The sequence below is a fragment of the Undibacterium parvum genome, from assembly GCF_003955735.1.
Lineage (GTDB): Bacteria > Pseudomonadota > Gammaproteobacteria > Burkholderiales > Burkholderiaceae_D > Undibacterium > Undibacterium parvum.
Genome location: NZ_CP034464.1, coordinates 2,724,575 through 2,739,921, shown reverse-complemented (window position 1 = coordinate 2,739,921; position 15,347 = coordinate 2,724,575). Strand labels below are relative to the sequence as shown.

The following is a 15,347-nucleotide window of genomic DNA, read 5'->3' as shown; positions in this document are numbered from 1 at the left end:
AATCAAGGGGTTGCAGCGTGCCGAACTCGGTAGTTTAACATGCACAGCAAAAGCACGAGCAAAGCCGCTCCAGCATTATGGATTACGGCAATCAACAAAGGCCAGGAAAAAAACACTGTCGAAGCGCCACTTAGCAATTGCAGAAAAATGAGAATAAATAGAGCTTTGGCGAGATTGCTTGCCACACCTATTTTTTTAACTAGATAGGCCAGATAAAGTATCACAAACACGACTAGCCAAGCAAAACTACGGTGTACCCATTGAATTGCAACTAAGGCCGAAAATGGTAAAAATTCTCCACTCGTGGTTTGCCCTAACTGCCGCCATAGGCTAAAAGCGTGCGAAAAATCCAATTCCGGGATCAACTCTCCATTGCAAAGTGGGTAATCATGACAGGCTAAAGCCGCGTAGTTAGTGCTCACCCAACCGCCTAGCGCGATCTGTAAGAACAGCAAAACCAATGCGAAAGTCGCAATGCCAGTCAGATTCTGCTTGGCATACTGAGTAAGAGTATTCGATCCCTCACGCACCCAGGCCCAAGTGAGTAAAGCTAACAATCCCATGCCCAAGAGTAGATGTATAGTGACAATCACAGGTTGCAGTTTAAGCGTTACTGTCCATGCCCCAAAAGCGCCTTGCAGGCAGACAAAGAAAAATAGTCCGGTCGCTAACCAGGGGCTGTGTTTTAACTTACTTCGACGCCACCAAGATATGATCATCTGCGCTACGATAAGCACACCAACACACATGGCCAGATAGCGATGTGTCATTTCTATCCAGGCTTTTTGTACAGTAACGGGACCGTGTGGCATTAAAGCCTGGGCCGACTGTATCGCACTCAAAGACTGCCAAGGGTTCGCCTGTCCATAGCATCCTGGCCAATCGGGGCAACCTAAACCGGAATCGGTTAATCTGGTAAATGCACCAAAAATTATCAAATCCAGAGTCAAAAATAAGGTCACGCCAATTAGTTTTCGATATTTGTCAGCATCATCGGAAACCCAAACCAAAGACAGTGGTAGCAATGCGACTAACAGCGCAGTGATGAGAAGTTGTACCCACATAAATTTAACCTAGCCTAACCTATTGCCGACGCTTTTAATAGTTTAGAAATATCTTTTTTCATTTTTTGAGGATCTGCATCTTTTGGAAAGCGCAGCATCAAATTCCCAAGTGGGTCTATCATAAATATATGCTCATTTACTTGCGTATTATCTTCACTAGGCAGCCATTTTTTTAGCGCATTCGCATCCACTCTAATCATGTGAGTACCATCAAATGTACGCATCAGCACTGTATCGACCGCTTGCGCATCGTTAATCAACCAGACGCGTTCCACGCGATCCATTTCTTTACCCTGCATTAAGCGCAATTGACGCATGTCGAGCATTTTTTTCTCACAGGCCTGTGTGCATGAACCGCTATCAACTTGCAGCATGATCCACTTCCCTTTATATGCATCAAGTTCCTTAGCCTCACCACCCAAAAGAGTCCCACCTAATTGAGGCAGAGGGTAAAGCCGCGGATCGAGTATGGTTCCGTAATTGGTGCGGCCATCGGGCTTGATGACGTAATAAGTCAGGTAGGAAAGCAGCATGGGTGCAGCGCAGACGGCCAAGACTGCGAATAATTTCCAACGACCAGATGAAGTTCTTTTATCTATTTTTTCCACGACGAAATCCTGTTACAACAAAAAAAATGGCTGCCATCAAAGATAGCGCATACCATTGAAAGGCATAGGCACGGTGCTTATCAGCGCCCGCGGAAGGTAGTGGCCAATCGCGCTGCAAGCCATCTACCGAGGCAGAAGTTTGTTCAAGCACGAAATCAAACATTTTTAAACCAGACTGTTGCGCCACGCCTTGCGCTGTCATGTTTTGGGTAATAGCGCCTGGCGTGAAAGCCGTAGCCTGACCCAATTGCATCACTTTATCGATGCCAACTCTCACCACCCCATCGAGTTGGATAGCCCCCGCTGGCGTTTTCAACATGGGCATTTGGGTACGAATATTCGGGTTTCTTGGCTGCCATCCGCGTGCCACCAAAATATGCCTATCACTACCCGCAACTTTAAATGGCATCATCACATAAAAACCTGCCACTCCATGTAGCGGACGATTATCTAAATACAGAGGCCAAGCCGCAACAAACTCGCCACTTACAGATGCGCGTCTAAATGCTAGATCAGCGCTACTAGCACTTAATTCTTGCGCAGTTAAAGGGGCTAAACTGGCACGTGCAATCATAGCAGATGCGATCACCTCTTTCTCTAATGCACGACTAGTTTGCCATTGCCCCAGAGTTATTCCCAATGCGCACAGCGCGACTGTGAGTATCGTAGGAATCAGGCGAAAGCGGAAGGAATATGGCATTACAATAGAGGTTTTCTGTTTAGGCTTAGGGTATGAAAATTCTTGTGGCAATCGCTTTTTTACTTATTTTCATTAGCCTAGGCTCGGCCTTGGTGTATATGATGAAAGACAAAGGTCGAAGCAATCGTACGGTGAAGGCATTGGCCTTTCGCGTGGGATTTTCCATCGCTCTTTTTGCATTGATCTTGATCGCTCATTATTTCGGTTTAATACAGCCAACCGGAATTCGCTAATAGGCTAATAGTATAGCTGACGATATTACCCCAGCAAAATGACATAAGAAAAAGCCGCACTGTGTGCGGCTTTTTCTTCATCTGTGATGTCTACTCAGATCAATCAGAGCCAGTACACAACCACATACAAACCTAGCCAAACCACGTCGACGAAATGCCAATACCAAGCGGCACCTTCGAAAGCGAAGTGATGTTCCGCTGTAAAATCACCTCTTAAGACACGATACAGAACTACCGACAACATAATCGCGCCCATAGTCACATGGAAGCCATGAAACCCGGTCAACATGAAAAAGGTTGAACCGTAAATGCCTGAGGTCAGTTTCAGGTTCAATTCTGAATACGCTTCGATATACTCAAACGCTTGGAAACCCATAAACACCGCGCCTAGCAAGATCGTGGCGAATAACCAAATCGCAGTCTTAGCACGTTGGCCTTCACGCAATGCATGATGAGCGATTGTCAAGGTTACGCCAGAGGTCAACAATAGGGCAGTATTAATTGTTGGGATAGGAAACGGTGTCATTGTTTTAAACGCTTCTATCGTCCCCGCTGGGCCTGTATTACCCCACTGAGCAGCAAAATCGGGCCACAAGACTTTGTGATCCAAATCGGCTAGCCAAGGCATACTGATACTACGCGCATAGAACAAGGCTCCAAAAAAAGCGCCGAAAAACATCACCTCAGAGAAGATAAACCAACTCATACTCCAACGGAAAGAGACGTCTACTCGCGCGCTATATTGACCCGCTTCCGATTCGGAGATTGCGTCACCGAACCATTTGTACAGTACGACTAAAGTAAGAAAAATACCTGCGAAATTGAGGTACATACCCCAAGTAATACCATTGACCCATGCAGATGCGCCAAACATAGTGAGCAATAAGGTGACGCCCCCCAAGATTGGCCATTGAGATGGACCAGGTACAAAATAATAAGGTGCCTTAGCGCTGTGAGAACTCATTTCCATCTCCCGATACAATTTTTAAACTAAATTTCTTTATTTTGCGACGACACTTTTAACGATAATTATCAGTGTCGCAATGAATATTAATGCACCAATTACACCAGCGATGATTACATGGAGCGGATTTAGCTGCGCTGCATCCTGTTCATAATCGCTTTTTTTTCGTATCCCAAGAAATGACCAAAATACCGCTTTGGCCGTTGCTAAGAATGAGGCCTTACGTTTACTTGCCTGCTTCAATTCGTCCATATTTATACGCCGTCTGCAGTGGTTTTAGGTTTCATGCCCACCTCAAAAAATGTATATGACAAAGTGATGGTTTTTACTTCTTTTGGCAAACTTGGGTCTATATAAAACACCACCGGCATTTGCCGCGCTTCATTGGCTTCCAAGGTTTGCTGCTTAAAACAAAAACACTCCATTTTTTTGAAATAAGCTGCCGCCTGTTGCGGCGCATAACTCGGTATGGCCTGTGCTTCCATCTTATAAGATTGCTTATTCACTACCTCGTACACAATTTGCGTCATTTCGCCAGGGTGTACTTTTAAACTCGACACAGTTGGCCGAAAGCGCCAAGGGCCTTGCGTATTTGCATCAAATTCGACGATTACTTCACGCGTTCTATCTATCTGCGAATTAGTTATCTCTTTGATAGAAATATCTTTCGGAGTCAAAATATTAACCCCGGTCAACTCGCAAATTTGCTTGTAAATTGGCACCAAAGCATAGCCAAAACCAAACATCACTACTGCAATCACCAATAGTTTACCCAGCATGGAGAAATTGAGCTTCTTCGTGCCAGACTGCCGTTCTGCCAACTCTTGTTTCGTTTCTTCGGACATTAATTCAGCAAGCCCTTAGCGTAACCAAGTTTGCTTAACAAACACACCAATAAAAAATACCAAGGCGACAGAAAACAACATGAGTGCTGTTCTAAGATTATTTGGTTTTTTTTGATTTTTCATTTTTTACAGGAAGTACGATTCAGATCGTACTTCCTACCTAAAGTTTATTTAACAACAGGCGGTTCTTCGAATGTATGGAAAGGCGCTGGACTTGGTACTGTCCATTCCAATCCTTCTGCACCATCCCAAGGCTTTGCTGGGGCTGCTTTTCCGCCTTTAATGCATGGAATCACGACGGCCAAAAGGAAATACACTTGCATCAAACCGAAACCGAAAGCACCGATCGTAGCGATCATATTGAAATCAGTAAACTGTGCGGGATAGTCTGCATAACGACGCGGCATACCAGCCAAACCCAAAAAGTGCATAGGGAAGAAGGTGATATTAAATAAGATCAAAGAACCCCAGAAATGGATCTTTCCGCGTGTTTCGTTGTACATGAAACCCGTCCACTTTGGACTCCAGTAGTAATAACCGGCGAACAAGGCAAACAAAGAACCCGCTACCAAGACATAATGGAAGTGAGCAACGACATAGTAAGTATCCTGCAATTGGATATCAATCGGTGTTACCGCCAGTATCAGGCCAGTAAAGCCACCCATCGTGAAAACGAAAATAAAACCAACTGCAAACAACATAGGCGTCTCGAAAGTCATAGAGCCTTTCCACATCGTTGCAACCCAGTTAAATACCTTCACACCGGTAGGCACTGAAATCAACATCGTGGCGTACATGAAGAACAATTGCGCAGTCACTGGCATACCAGTAGTGAACATGTGATGAGCCCAAACGATAAACGACAGAATCGCGATCGAAGAGGTTGCATAAACCATGGACGCATAGCCAAACAAAGGCTTACGGGCAAACGCAGGAACGATTTGAGAAACAATACCGAAAGCTGGCAAAATCATGATGTACACCTCTGGATGTCCGAAGAACCAGAAAATATGTTGATACATCACAGGATCGCCACCACCGGCAGCATTAAAGAAGGAAGTACCGAAATGACGGTCAGTCAAAGTCATGGTAATCGCACCGGCCAGCACTGGCATAACAGCGATCAACAAATAAGCTGTAATCAACCATGTCCAGCAAAACATAGGCATCTTCATCAAAGTCATGCCAGGAGCGCGCATGTTCAGGATGGTAGTAATGATGTTGATAGAGCCCATAATGGAAGAAGCACCCATGATATGTATAGCAAAAATCGCCATATCCATACCTGGACCCATTTGCGTCGACAAAGGCGCGTACAAAGTCCAACCAGCAGCCGTAGCACCACCTGGCACCCAGAAGGATGCCATCAGTAGAATCGCTGCAGGAGGCATCAACCAGAATGAAAAGTTATTCATACGGGCGAATGCCATATCGGAGGCACCAATTTGCAGCGGTATCATCCAGTTAGCAAAACCGACGAAGGCTGGCATAATTGCGCCAAAAACCATCACCAAGCCGTGCATAGTAGTCAGTTGATTGAAAAATTCCGGCTGCATGTATTGCAAACCTGGCTGAAACAATTCACTACGTATCAGCAATGCCATAACACCGCCAGCCATCAGCATGGTGAAAGCAAAAATCAAATACAGGTTGCCGATAACTTTATGGTTAGTGGCTAATAAATACCGTCTCCAGCCATGCGGCTCGTCGTGGCTGTGGTCATCGTGACCATGAGAATGATCGTGTGCGTGATCGACTGCTGTGTTGCTCATCTCAATCTCCTGTTCAATTACTTACGTGCAGCCAAAACTTCGGCTGGCTGGACGATATTTTCTGCGGCTTTGTTTGACCAGTTGTTACGGGTGTAGGTAATCACCGCAGCGATTTCTGTGTCGGACAAAGTGGCTTTCCAAGCTGGCATACCGGCTTTACCGTTCAAGAGGATTGCGGTCTGAGCGGCTTTTTCGCCATTCACTACTGCAGAACCATCCAGAGCTGGGAATGCACCTGGAACACCTTTACCATTGGCCTGATGACAGGCGACGCAATTAGCAGCATATACTTTTTCACCGCGCTGTTTTAACTCGTCTACGGTCCAAACTTTACTTGGATCGTCGGCATTGGCCGCCATTTCTTTTTTCTTAGTGTCTACCCATTTTTTGTAGTCAGCATCAGAAACAACATTCACCACGATAGGCATGAAAGCATGTTCTTTTCCACACAATTCTGAACACAGGCCGCGATAAACACCGATTTTATCGACTTTAAACCAAGTATCACGCACAAAACCAGGAATCGCATCTTGTTTAACACCAAAGGCTGGAATCGACCAAGAGTGAATAACATCATTTGCTGTTGTAATCAGGCGTATCTTTTTATTGACTGGCACGAAGACTTCGTTATCGACTTCCATCAAGTAATTGTCGCCGCGTGCTTCAGTTGGTTTCACACCTGGCGCACCGACTTGGGTTCTTGGTGTTTTCAGTGTGGACAGGAAAGAAATACCTTCGCCCTCACCTTTCAGATAGTCGTAACCCCATTTCCACTGCATACCTGTGGTTTTGATGGTGATATCTGCGTTTGAGGTATCTTTCATTGACACCAGAGTCTTGGTCGCTGGCAACGCCATACCGATCACGATGATGAAAGGCACGATCGTCCATAAGATCTCAACTGTGGTACTTTCATGAAAAGTAGCCGCCTTGTGTCCGACTGATTTGCGATGCTTCAATATCGAATAAAACATGACACTGAAAACGGCGACGAAAATCACCAGACAAATCACGAGCATCAAATTATGCAGAGAATAAATTTGTTCAGCGATTTGTGTCGCTGGCGTTTGCAAATTCATCTCTAGAACAGCCGGACCACCCTGGCTATCTTTTACTGCCGCCCACGTTGGCATTCCTGCTGCCATGAGCGAAGCACCCAGCATTAACGACTGTAATCGCTTAGCATGTTTCATGATTTCCCCAAAAACCCTGTTTAAATTTTTTTATTAGAAGCTACGAAATACACACTGGCAACTTCTACAACTGCGAGAGTATAAAGGGAAAAGCCCTCTCGCATCAAGGGAAAATCAAGCAGATTGTGCACATACAGACCATGATCTAAAACAAACCCAAGACAATTTGACTAGCGCAAACTCAGCAAAGTTAGTAAGTCTTGATGCAGATTAAGGCGTTTTTTTCGGAAAATCCAAACGTATGATGCTCTCACCAGTGGCAAGTTTTTTAGCCAGTGGTTTAAAAGCATGCCCATAAATCACTTCGAAAGTCAGCGGTATACGCCCATCTTGATTGCGCATCGCCTCCAAGTTTTGGCACAAAGTACGGTAAGCTTGGCGCCCCATCAGCCCGTGACGACGACTGAGTAGTGGGTTGCCGCCGAGAGCCCTTACGTCAGCAAACAACTTATCCACTGTTGCGTAAGTTAAGGTCAATTTTTCCATATCCATTACTGGGGTGGCGAAACCAGCATTAACCAACATATCGCCAAAATCATGCATATCCACAAACGGCAAGGTGTGCGGTGTCTGATCTATGTTAGCGAAAGCGACGCGCAATTCAGACAAGGTATCTGGACCAAAACAAGAAAACATCAATAAACCATCGGTACGTAAGACTCGACGCCACTCCGCAAACACAACATCAGGCTGCGGGTGCCAATGCAATGCCAAATTCGACCAAACTAAATCGACGCTAGCGGAAGATAGTGGCAACTGGGCAAAGTCAGCACAAATCAAGCTAGGATCTCGCCCGGCTTGCAAGGCACTAGGCAGCCATTTATGCAGCAGTTTATCCAGCGCGCTTTTCGCTGCCGTCTGCTGTTGCACGGCTAAACTCAGCGCTGCTTGCGAGCCGTCTGCGCCTAGTACATGCGTATCGGGAAAACGCCCCTGTAACTGCGAGAGCTCAGCACCATCACCACAACCTGCATCTAAGACCCGCTCTGGCAAGATTTTGACCAAATCGAGTTTGTCGCGCATACGACTGGCAATTTCTCTGCGTAAGAAGTCTGAAGCTTGCATACGTTCAAAGCGAGAAAAAATCTGACGAACACGTTGCAAATCAATGGGAGCGCTAAGCATAAATTGGGCTGAGTTAAACAATGGGTAGGCAAATGCCGGAAAGGCATACAATAATTGAGCAGTTTACACGCTAGTGATCCTTAGTCGCCAGAGAATCCACATGCCATCCTACAAACACTTTTTGCTGCGTGCCGTCAAAACAGGCTTAGCGTCTATCCTGCCGACTAGTTGTCCTTTGTGTGGAACAGTCGGCGATGACTTACTTTGTCCCGAGTGCCATGAGCAATTTTTCAATCAAAAACCAGCGCGCTGCCGCCAATGCGCCATCCCTTTACAAATTCAGGATGCACAGCAACTCTGCGGTGAATGCCTAAGCCAGAAGCCGAGCTTTGACGCCTGCATAGTCGCCTGCGATTACGCTGCGCCGATCGATCAATTGGTCTTGGCACTGAAATTTGGGAGCAAACTAGCCTTAGCAGGCCTATTTGCCGATGTATTGCGTGATGCAATATCGCACGATTCCAAGCTGGCCTTGGCAGACCTACTTTGCCCCGTTCCTTTAGGTTCATTACGCCTGCAAGAGCGCGGATACAATCAATCGCTAGAGATAGCCAAACCACTGGCGGCACATCTAGGGATAGACTTGGCGCCGCTGATGCTGAGCCGCTGTCGGGAAACCGTACAACAAAGTAGCTTACACCCCGACGCCAGGCAAAAAAATGTCCATAAAGCGTTTGCGTTAAACGCCCACTTCATCGATCGCATACAAGGTAAGCACATAGGGATAATCGATGATGTCATGACTACGGGCACTACCCTGAACGAAATTGCTCAACTTTTAAAACGTTTTGGGGCTGCGCAAGTGAGTAATTACGTCTTTGCCAGAACCCCGCGTCACTGAGCACATTCCGGCAACGATCTAGCAGCACTGCCAAAAACCAGCTTATTCTTTACACAGAGAAAGCACTGCTCTAAGCTAACGCAAATCTCAAAAAACCTTCACCACACCAAGGAAATCATTTTGTTTCACGTCGTCTTAGTCGAGCCAGAAATCCCACCGAATACCGGCAATATCATTCGCCTGTGCGCCAACACCGGCGCGCAACTGCATTTAATTGAACCCTTGGGTTTCCCCCTGGACGATAGCAAGATGAAGCGTGCGGGTTTGGATTACCATGATTATGCGACGATGAAAGTGCATAAATCCTGGGACGCATTTTTAGCCTCGGAACAGCCGCCAACAGAGCGTATGTTCGCCATGACCACACATGGCTCCACTAGCTTTTCTAGTTTGGCATTCAAAGCAGGTGATTTTTTCATCTTTGGTGCCGAGACGCGCGGTCTTGCACCTGAAATACGCGATTTTTTCCCTCTAACACAACGCATACGCCTGCCCATGCGCCCCGACAATCGTAGTCTGAATCTATCCAATAGCGTGGCGGTGGTGGTGTATGAAGCTTGGCGCCAAAACGGTTTTATCGGTGGCGCCTAAGCTCAGTTGACGCTGGCTTCCAGCAATTCTAGCAAGCGTAAAAAAAGCATAGTGGAATTCACTATGCTTTTTTAAATAAAATCCAAGCAAGCAATTTTTAGTGCTGCACTCCTGCAGGATGGCACAAAATAAACCTCTCCCTAGCCTGGTTCATGGTCTCGATGACACTGGCGGTATTGAAAGGTTTCACGATATAGCCGCTAGCACCCTTACTGATCGCCTCATTCACCACACTATGATCATCGTTACCTGTCACCATCATGACCAAAGTTTTTGGTAAAGCTTGATGAATTTTTTCCAGCGCCTCTATCCCATTCATGATCGGCATCACGACATCGAGCAATACCATATCAGGCTTAAGCGCAAGACACATCTCAAGCCCAGATTGACCATCGGTCGCCTCACCAACGATGTCGAATTTCTCGCCACGCAGTATGATTTTCAGCAATGAGCGTGTCATATCATAGTCATCGACAATCACCACTCTGATTTTATTTTCCATCGTCGTCGCCTCAATAACAAGTTAAGCCCAACTCCATACCGCTCAATGGCAGCATTCCGCTTGCCCGCACAGCCTAAATATTAACTAAGATTTTTACGCGCTAGCGCAATGCTTGTCAACTGCCATGACTAATTAGTTGCAAAAACACATGCAACCCAGCAATTTTTTGGATTATCACAAATATACTTTCCGTTTCCTCAAAAACAGTAGTATCTTTTCTATACAAGATTCAGTATCGTCAACTTTAAATACCAAATTACAATTGTTATTTTTATCTTTACGCGCTACTTATTCTGCCCTACTATCTAGCTTCCTAAGCCTTTTGAATACTCGTTTCCTAGCACTCGATTCTTACTCTGCATGAAATAACATCCTGATTTTGCGACATCTACTTAGTTTTTTTGCGAGGCGGTTCAATGCAAGTGACAAGGTCCAAATTAGCGTATGGCACATGCTCACGTCAGCTAGGCGCTATCAAACTCGCCTACGCTTTTCCTGCGCTCATTTTGGTATTTTCCGCTGTTCCCGTATTTTCTAAAAAATCACTGCCGGCGATCATCTCATTCTTTGGCATCTTGCTGGTACTGGTAATCTGGACGCGCCTCAATCAAAAAAAAGAGCTTGAAGCGGAAGAGGCGCTGGCCACCGCCGCAGCAAACAAAGCGCACATCAGGCACAGCTATGCACCAGCACAAGCTGTCACCCTGGTTTCAGAACAACTACCAAGCGAATTACTCAACACCGTACTCCCGGTTTGGCAAAATCATGTGCTCACCGTCAAATCACAAACTGAAAATGCAGTTATACAACTGATCAACAGTTTCGGCTCTTTAATCCAGCAATTCGATGAGGCCGGTTTCAGCAGCAAGGCGAGCGGTGAAAATTCCGACAAACATCAAGCCACGATAAATTTAATCAATCTTTGCCAACAAGATTTAGAGCCCGTGATCGCTCATCTAGAGCAGATGATAGACAGTAAAGGCGAGTTGCTCGACGCCATTAAGACCTTGGCGGAATCAGTGGCGGACCTAAAAGACATGGCGCATAGCGTAGGCGTAATTGCGGCGCAGACCAACTTACTGGCAATCAACGCATCGATAGAAGCAGCGCGGGCCGGCGCCCACGGTCGCGGCTTTGCCGTGGTGGCGGGCGAAGTGCGGCGACTTTCACTCATCTCAGGCGAAACTGGCAAGACCATAGGTGAGCGCGTCACCCAGATCAATGAGGTCGTAAAATCGACCCTCAAAACCGCACAAAAAGCCAATGAGCAAGATAGAAAAGTGATGCAACAATCTGGCAAGGTGGTGAAAGAAGTCTTAGGCCATGTGCAAAGCCTGGGTGATGCGGCAGAGGAAATGCGTAGCCGTGGTGAAGTGATACGCAATGACGTAGAAAATCTGCTGGTGACCTTGCAATATCAAGATAGAGTCAGCCAGATACTCGATGTGCTAGATCGCGACATAGGCAAACTACTCAAAACCATGGCAGAGCAAATTCCTATGCCGAGTACCGCAGAATGGATGGCTGATCTGGAAACCTATTACACCATGCACGATCAGCATAGCAGCCACGTACAAGCAAGGGGTACGCCTAGCCAAAGCGCTAGCAAAGACGACGAAATTACGTTTTTTTGAGATCGCTGTCTTAGATTTAAAAAGCCGCAGGCCCAAGGCCCAATACTGGAGCGGTTGGCAGCGCTGGCAGGCTGGAAACCCGCATGGATATTGCGCGAGCGGTGGGGTGCCTGTTTAGTTTTAGTCCCATCGTAATTGCTGATTTTTTCGAATGCCCTACAAAACTACAGCCAGATACCAAGCTGGCACACAGTGCAACATAAAGATTTTGTTTTATTCATTTTAAAACGACACTTAAGGAAGACGATTATGTCCAAGACAGTGATGGTGGTAGATGATTCGGCGTCAGTGAGGCAAGTGGTAGGTTTGGCGCTGCGCGGCGCTGGCTATACCGTGATCGAAGGCGTAGACGGGGTCGATGCCCTGTCCAAACTCAAGGGTCAAAAAATCCATCTGATTATTTCCGATGTCAACATGCCCAATATGGATGGCATAACCTTCGTCACCGAAGTAAAAAAACTGCCCTTATATAAATTTACCCCAGTGATCATGCTCACTACCGAGTCGCAAGAAGGTAAAAAATTACAGGGTCAGGCGGCCGGTGCCCGAGCCTGGGTGGTCAAGCCGTTTCAACCAGCTCAGATGCTGGCCGCGGTTTCAAAATTAATTCTGCCTTAAGCGTAGCCCGCCATGGAAACGCTCACGATAGCCGGTGAATTAACGATCTACACGGCGGCCAGCGAGAAGCAAAACTTGCAGGCTTTTTTAGAAACCGGTGACGATCTTGAACTCAATTTATCGCAAGTCTCAGAAATGGATAGCGCTGGCTTGCAAGTATTGATCGTCTTAAAGCAAGAAGCGGCACGTAGAAATAAAAAATTAAGTTACGCCATGCACAGCAAGGCCGTCTTAGAAGTACTTGAAATGAGCAATATGACCAGCAATTTTGGCGATCAGATTGTTTTGACCTAGTTAGGCTCAGTTAGCCTCCGCAGTTAGTCTCCGCAGTTAGTCTGTTATTCCGTTTTACCTCGTTTTTGTTTCTGTAGTCGAATATCAAATCAGCATAATTTCCGAATGATGTAGTCGTACCTCACGGAGGACGCATGAATTTCGAAGAAGAAATGAAGGCCGCACTAGACACTTTCGTGGTCGAAAGTCGAGAGCTACTGCAAGACATGGAAGACGGACTGCTCGGGCTAGAGCACGACGACAATCCTGCTGATGCCATCGGCGCCATCTTTCGTGCAGCGCACACGATTAAAGGATCCTCCGGCTTATTTGGGCTCGATCATATCGTGCAATTTACCCATGTGGTGGAGAGCGTACTCGATATGCTACGCAACGACGAGATTAGCGTCTGCACCGAGCTGATCGCCGTGCTACTCCCTTGCCGCGACCATATCAGCACTTTGATAGACGGGGTTGCCGCTGGGGCACTACAGGCAACCCCCGAGCAAACCAGCGCCGGAGCGGCCTTGCATGTGCGTTTGCGACGTTTTCTCAATCATGAAGACAGCCCAGCAGGCAGCGGTTCCGAACTAGCCCATCATCATGAAGCAACCGCGACCAAAGCGAGCGGCGGTGGCGCCATCGATAACGGCAATTGGTATCTGTCCTTGCGCTTTGGCCCGGACTGCTTGCGCAATGGCATGGATCCACTGTCTTTCATTCGCTATCTCAGCACCTTGGGCGATGTCGTCAATCTCATCACAATCACCGACAAGCTGCCCCACATAGACAAGATGGATGCCGAGACTTGCTACCTGGGTTTTGAGGTCGTGCTAAAAAGTAGCGCCAACAAAGAGGCGATCGAAAACGTCTTTGAATTTGTGCGTGAAGACAGCGTGATACGGATAGTCCCGCCCAACAGCAAAATGGACGAGTACATCGACATCATCAATGCCCTGCCCGACGATAACGAATTACTAGGCGAGATCTTGATCAAGAGCGGCGTGCTCACTAAACATGAGCTCGACGAATGCCTGCGTCTGCAAGCGAAAAAACACGCCAACAATACTGGCCAAAGCAAAGAAGCACCTATCGGTGAAATTTTAGTCGATCAGGAAATGCTGCAACAACCGATCTTGAATGCAGCTTTAAATAAACAACAGCAGGTTAAAGACACGAAGGCACGTGAAAAACAAAACATCCGGGTCGATGCAGAGCGGCTCGATAAACTGATCGATCTGGTGGGCGAGCTAGTGATAGCCGGCGCCGGTACCAATCTGCGCGCCAGTAAGTCGAACGATATCGCGCTACTCGAATCGACCAGCGAAGTCATGCGCCTGGTAGAAGAAGTACGCGACAGCGCCTTACAACTACGCATGGTGCCGATAGGTACCACCTTTAGCCGCTTTCAGCGCGTGGTCAGAGATGTCAGCATAGAGTTAGGCAAAGACATACTGCTAGAAATCGGCGGCGGCGATACTGAAGTCGACAAATCGGTGGTGGATAAAATTGGCGATCCACTCATGCATCTGGTGCGTAATTCCATGGATCACGGCATAGAAGCGCCGGCCATGCGCGCGGCGCGCGGCAAACCTGCGCAAGGCATTTTACGGCTGAATGCCTACCATGAATCTGGCAGTATCGTGATCGAAGTCAGTGACGATGGCGGCGGGCTCAATCGCGACAAAATCCTCGCCAAAGCGATAGAGCGCGGACTAGTCCCAGCCGGCGCCAGCCTCAGCGACAAAGAAATTTATGCTCTCATTTTTGAGGCAGGCTTTTCTACTGCCGATCAAGTCTCGAATTTATCCGGACGCGGGGTAGGCATGGATGTGGTCAAGCGTAACGTCACCTCCTTGCGCGGCACCATAGAAATCGATAGCGAAATCGGGGTTGGCGCCACCATGCGCATACGCATGCCACTAACGCTGGCCATCATCGATGGCTTTCTGGTCGGGGTTGGCACCTCCTCTTTTGTGGTGCCACTCGACAATGTGATTGAGTGCCTGGAACTCCCCAGAGAATGTGGCGACAACGACTTCATGGACTTGCGTGGCGAGGTACTGCCCTTCATACGGATACGCAATTTATTCGATATAGAGGGCGATTTACCGCGCCGTCAAAACGTGGTGGTAGTCGGTTATGGCGGCAATAAAGCCGGTCTGGTCGTTGATCGTCTGATGGGCGAGTTCCAAACCGTGATTAAGCCACTAGGAAAACTCTTTGTGCATCTACAAGGCATAGGTGGCTCGACCATTTTAGGTAGTGGCGAAGTCGCCTTGATCCTCAGTATTTCCGCCATGTTGCAGCAATATACCAGGCGCGCCCATCAGCAACATCTACAGTTGCCAAGCGCGGCGACCGGATAACAGAGTGAACTTTGC

At 47.3% G+C, this 15,347-nt stretch carries 18 protein-coding genes; 7 read left to right on the top strand and 11 right to left on the bottom strand.

What is annotated here, in order from left to right:
- Window positions 1-2 precede the first annotated feature (2 nt).
- The 3 genes from EJN92_RS11965 to EJN92_RS11955 are packed head-to-tail and all read right to left on the bottom strand — an operon-like array spanning window position 3 to window position 2,372.
- Entirely contained in the window at window positions 3-1,064 is a 1,062-nt protein-coding gene (locus tag EJN92_RS11965) for a COX15/CtaA family protein (protein WP_126128033.1), read from the bottom strand.
- A 14-nt stretch (window positions 1,065-1,078) separates the two neighbouring features.
- Entirely contained in the window at window positions 1,079-1,663 is a 585-nt protein-coding gene (locus EJN92_RS11960) for an SCO family protein (protein ID WP_126129900.1), read from the bottom strand.
- The gene (locus tag EJN92_RS11955) at window positions 1,656-2,372 is read right to left on the bottom strand and encodes an SURF1 family protein (RefSeq protein WP_126128032.1); all 717 of its coding nucleotides are present in this window, start codon (window positions 2,370-2,372) and stop codon (window positions 1,656-1,658) included. The genes EJN92_RS11960 and EJN92_RS11955 overlap by 8 nt, the downstream gene beginning before the upstream one ends.
- A gap of 32 nt (window positions 2,373-2,404) precedes the next feature.
- On the opposite strand from EJN92_RS11955, the gene EJN92_RS11950 reads away from it, so the two are divergent.
- The gene (locus EJN92_RS11950) at window positions 2,405-2,605 is read left to right on the top strand and encodes a twin transmembrane helix small protein (RefSeq protein ID WP_126128031.1); all 201 of its coding nucleotides are present in this window, start codon (window positions 2,405-2,407) and stop codon (window positions 2,603-2,605) included.
- Between the two features lie 103 nt (window positions 2,606-2,708).
- Here EJN92_RS11950 and EJN92_RS11945 read toward each other — a convergent pair whose 3' ends face one another.
- From EJN92_RS11945 to EJN92_RS11920, 7 genes are all read right to left on the bottom strand, one after another.
- The gene (locus tag EJN92_RS11945) at window positions 2,709-3,569 is read right to left on the bottom strand and encodes a cytochrome c oxidase subunit 3 (RefSeq protein WP_126128030.1); all 861 of its coding nucleotides are present in this window, start codon (window positions 3,567-3,569) and stop codon (window positions 2,709-2,711) included.
- A gap of 36 nt (window positions 3,570-3,605) precedes the next feature.
- Complete coding sequence (locus EJN92_RS11940; protein ID WP_126128029.1) at window positions 3,606-3,821, bottom strand: DUF2970 domain-containing protein; 216 nt, start codon at window positions 3,819-3,821, stop codon at window positions 3,606-3,608.
- A gap of 2 nt (window positions 3,822-3,823) precedes the next feature.
- The gene (locus EJN92_RS11935; protein ID WP_126128028.1) at window positions 3,824-4,414 is read right to left on the bottom strand and encodes a cytochrome c oxidase assembly protein; all 591 of its coding nucleotides are present in this window, start codon (window positions 4,412-4,414) and stop codon (window positions 3,824-3,826) included.
- 15 nt (window positions 4,415-4,429) lie between these two features.
- Window positions 4,430-4,537, bottom strand: a complete 108-nt coding sequence (locus EJN92_RS21875; protein ID WP_227869524.1) for a cytochrome oxidase small assembly protein — start codon at window positions 4,535-4,537, stop codon at window positions 4,430-4,432.
- Between the two features lie 44 nt (window positions 4,538-4,581).
- Window positions 4,582-6,186, bottom strand: a complete 1,605-nt coding sequence (gene ctaD, locus EJN92_RS11930) for a cytochrome c oxidase subunit I (RefSeq protein ID WP_126128027.1) — start codon at window positions 6,184-6,186, stop codon at window positions 4,582-4,584.
- Between the two features lie 17 nt (window positions 6,187-6,203).
- A complete protein-coding gene (gene coxB / locus EJN92_RS11925; RefSeq protein ID WP_126128026.1) occupies window positions 6,204-7,379 on the bottom strand; it encodes a cytochrome c oxidase subunit II in 1,176 nt (391 codons plus the stop codon).
- 210 nt (window positions 7,380-7,589) lie between these two features.
- Window positions 7,590-8,504 (bottom strand): methyltransferase domain-containing protein, encoded by a 915-nt coding sequence (locus tag EJN92_RS11920; protein WP_126128025.1) that lies wholly within the window; start codon window positions 8,502-8,504, stop codon window positions 7,590-7,592.
- A 100-nt stretch (window positions 8,505-8,604) separates the two neighbouring features.
- Here EJN92_RS11920 and EJN92_RS11915 point away from each other — a divergent pair, with 100 nt between their 5' ends.
- Together EJN92_RS11915 and trmL are read left to right on the top strand one after the other, a co-directional pair.
- Entirely contained in the window at window positions 8,605-9,345 is a 741-nt protein-coding gene (locus EJN92_RS11915) for a ComF family protein (protein WP_126128024.1), read from the top strand.
- A gap of 120 nt (window positions 9,346-9,465) precedes the next feature.
- Window positions 9,466-9,936 (top strand): tRNA (uridine(34)/cytosine(34)/5-carboxymethylaminomethyluridine(34)-2'-O)-methyltransferase TrmL, encoded by a 471-nt coding sequence (gene trmL, locus EJN92_RS11910; protein ID WP_126128023.1) that lies wholly within the window; start codon window positions 9,466-9,468, stop codon window positions 9,934-9,936.
- A gap of 97 nt (window positions 9,937-10,033) precedes the next feature.
- Here trmL and EJN92_RS11905 read toward each other — a convergent pair whose 3' ends face one another.
- The gene (locus tag EJN92_RS11905; protein WP_126128022.1) at window positions 10,034-10,438 is read right to left on the bottom strand and encodes a response regulator; all 405 of its coding nucleotides are present in this window, start codon (window positions 10,436-10,438) and stop codon (window positions 10,034-10,036) included.
- Between the two features lie 416 nt (window positions 10,439-10,854).
- Between EJN92_RS11905 and EJN92_RS11900 the strand changes: the two genes are divergently transcribed.
- The 4 genes from EJN92_RS11900 to EJN92_RS11885 all read left to right on the top strand — a co-directional run bounded on the left by EJN92_RS11900 (window position 10,855) and on the right by EJN92_RS11885 (window position 15,332).
- Window positions 10,855-12,072 (top strand): methyl-accepting chemotaxis protein, encoded by a 1,218-nt coding sequence (locus EJN92_RS11900; protein ID WP_126128021.1) that lies wholly within the window; start codon window positions 10,855-10,857, stop codon window positions 12,070-12,072.
- 249 nt (window positions 12,073-12,321) lie between these two features.
- Entirely contained in the window at window positions 12,322-12,690 is a 369-nt protein-coding gene (locus EJN92_RS11895) for a response regulator (RefSeq protein ID WP_126128020.1), read from the top strand.
- A 12-nt stretch (window positions 12,691-12,702) separates the two neighbouring features.
- The gene (locus EJN92_RS11890) at window positions 12,703-12,984 is read left to right on the top strand and encodes an STAS domain-containing protein (protein WP_126128019.1); all 282 of its coding nucleotides are present in this window, start codon (window positions 12,703-12,705) and stop codon (window positions 12,982-12,984) included.
- A 134-nt stretch (window positions 12,985-13,118) separates the two neighbouring features.
- Entirely contained in the window at window positions 13,119-15,332 is a 2,214-nt protein-coding gene (locus EJN92_RS11885; protein ID WP_126128018.1) for a chemotaxis protein CheA, read from the top strand.
- The last annotated feature ends 15 nt before the right edge of the window (window positions 15,333-15,347 follow it).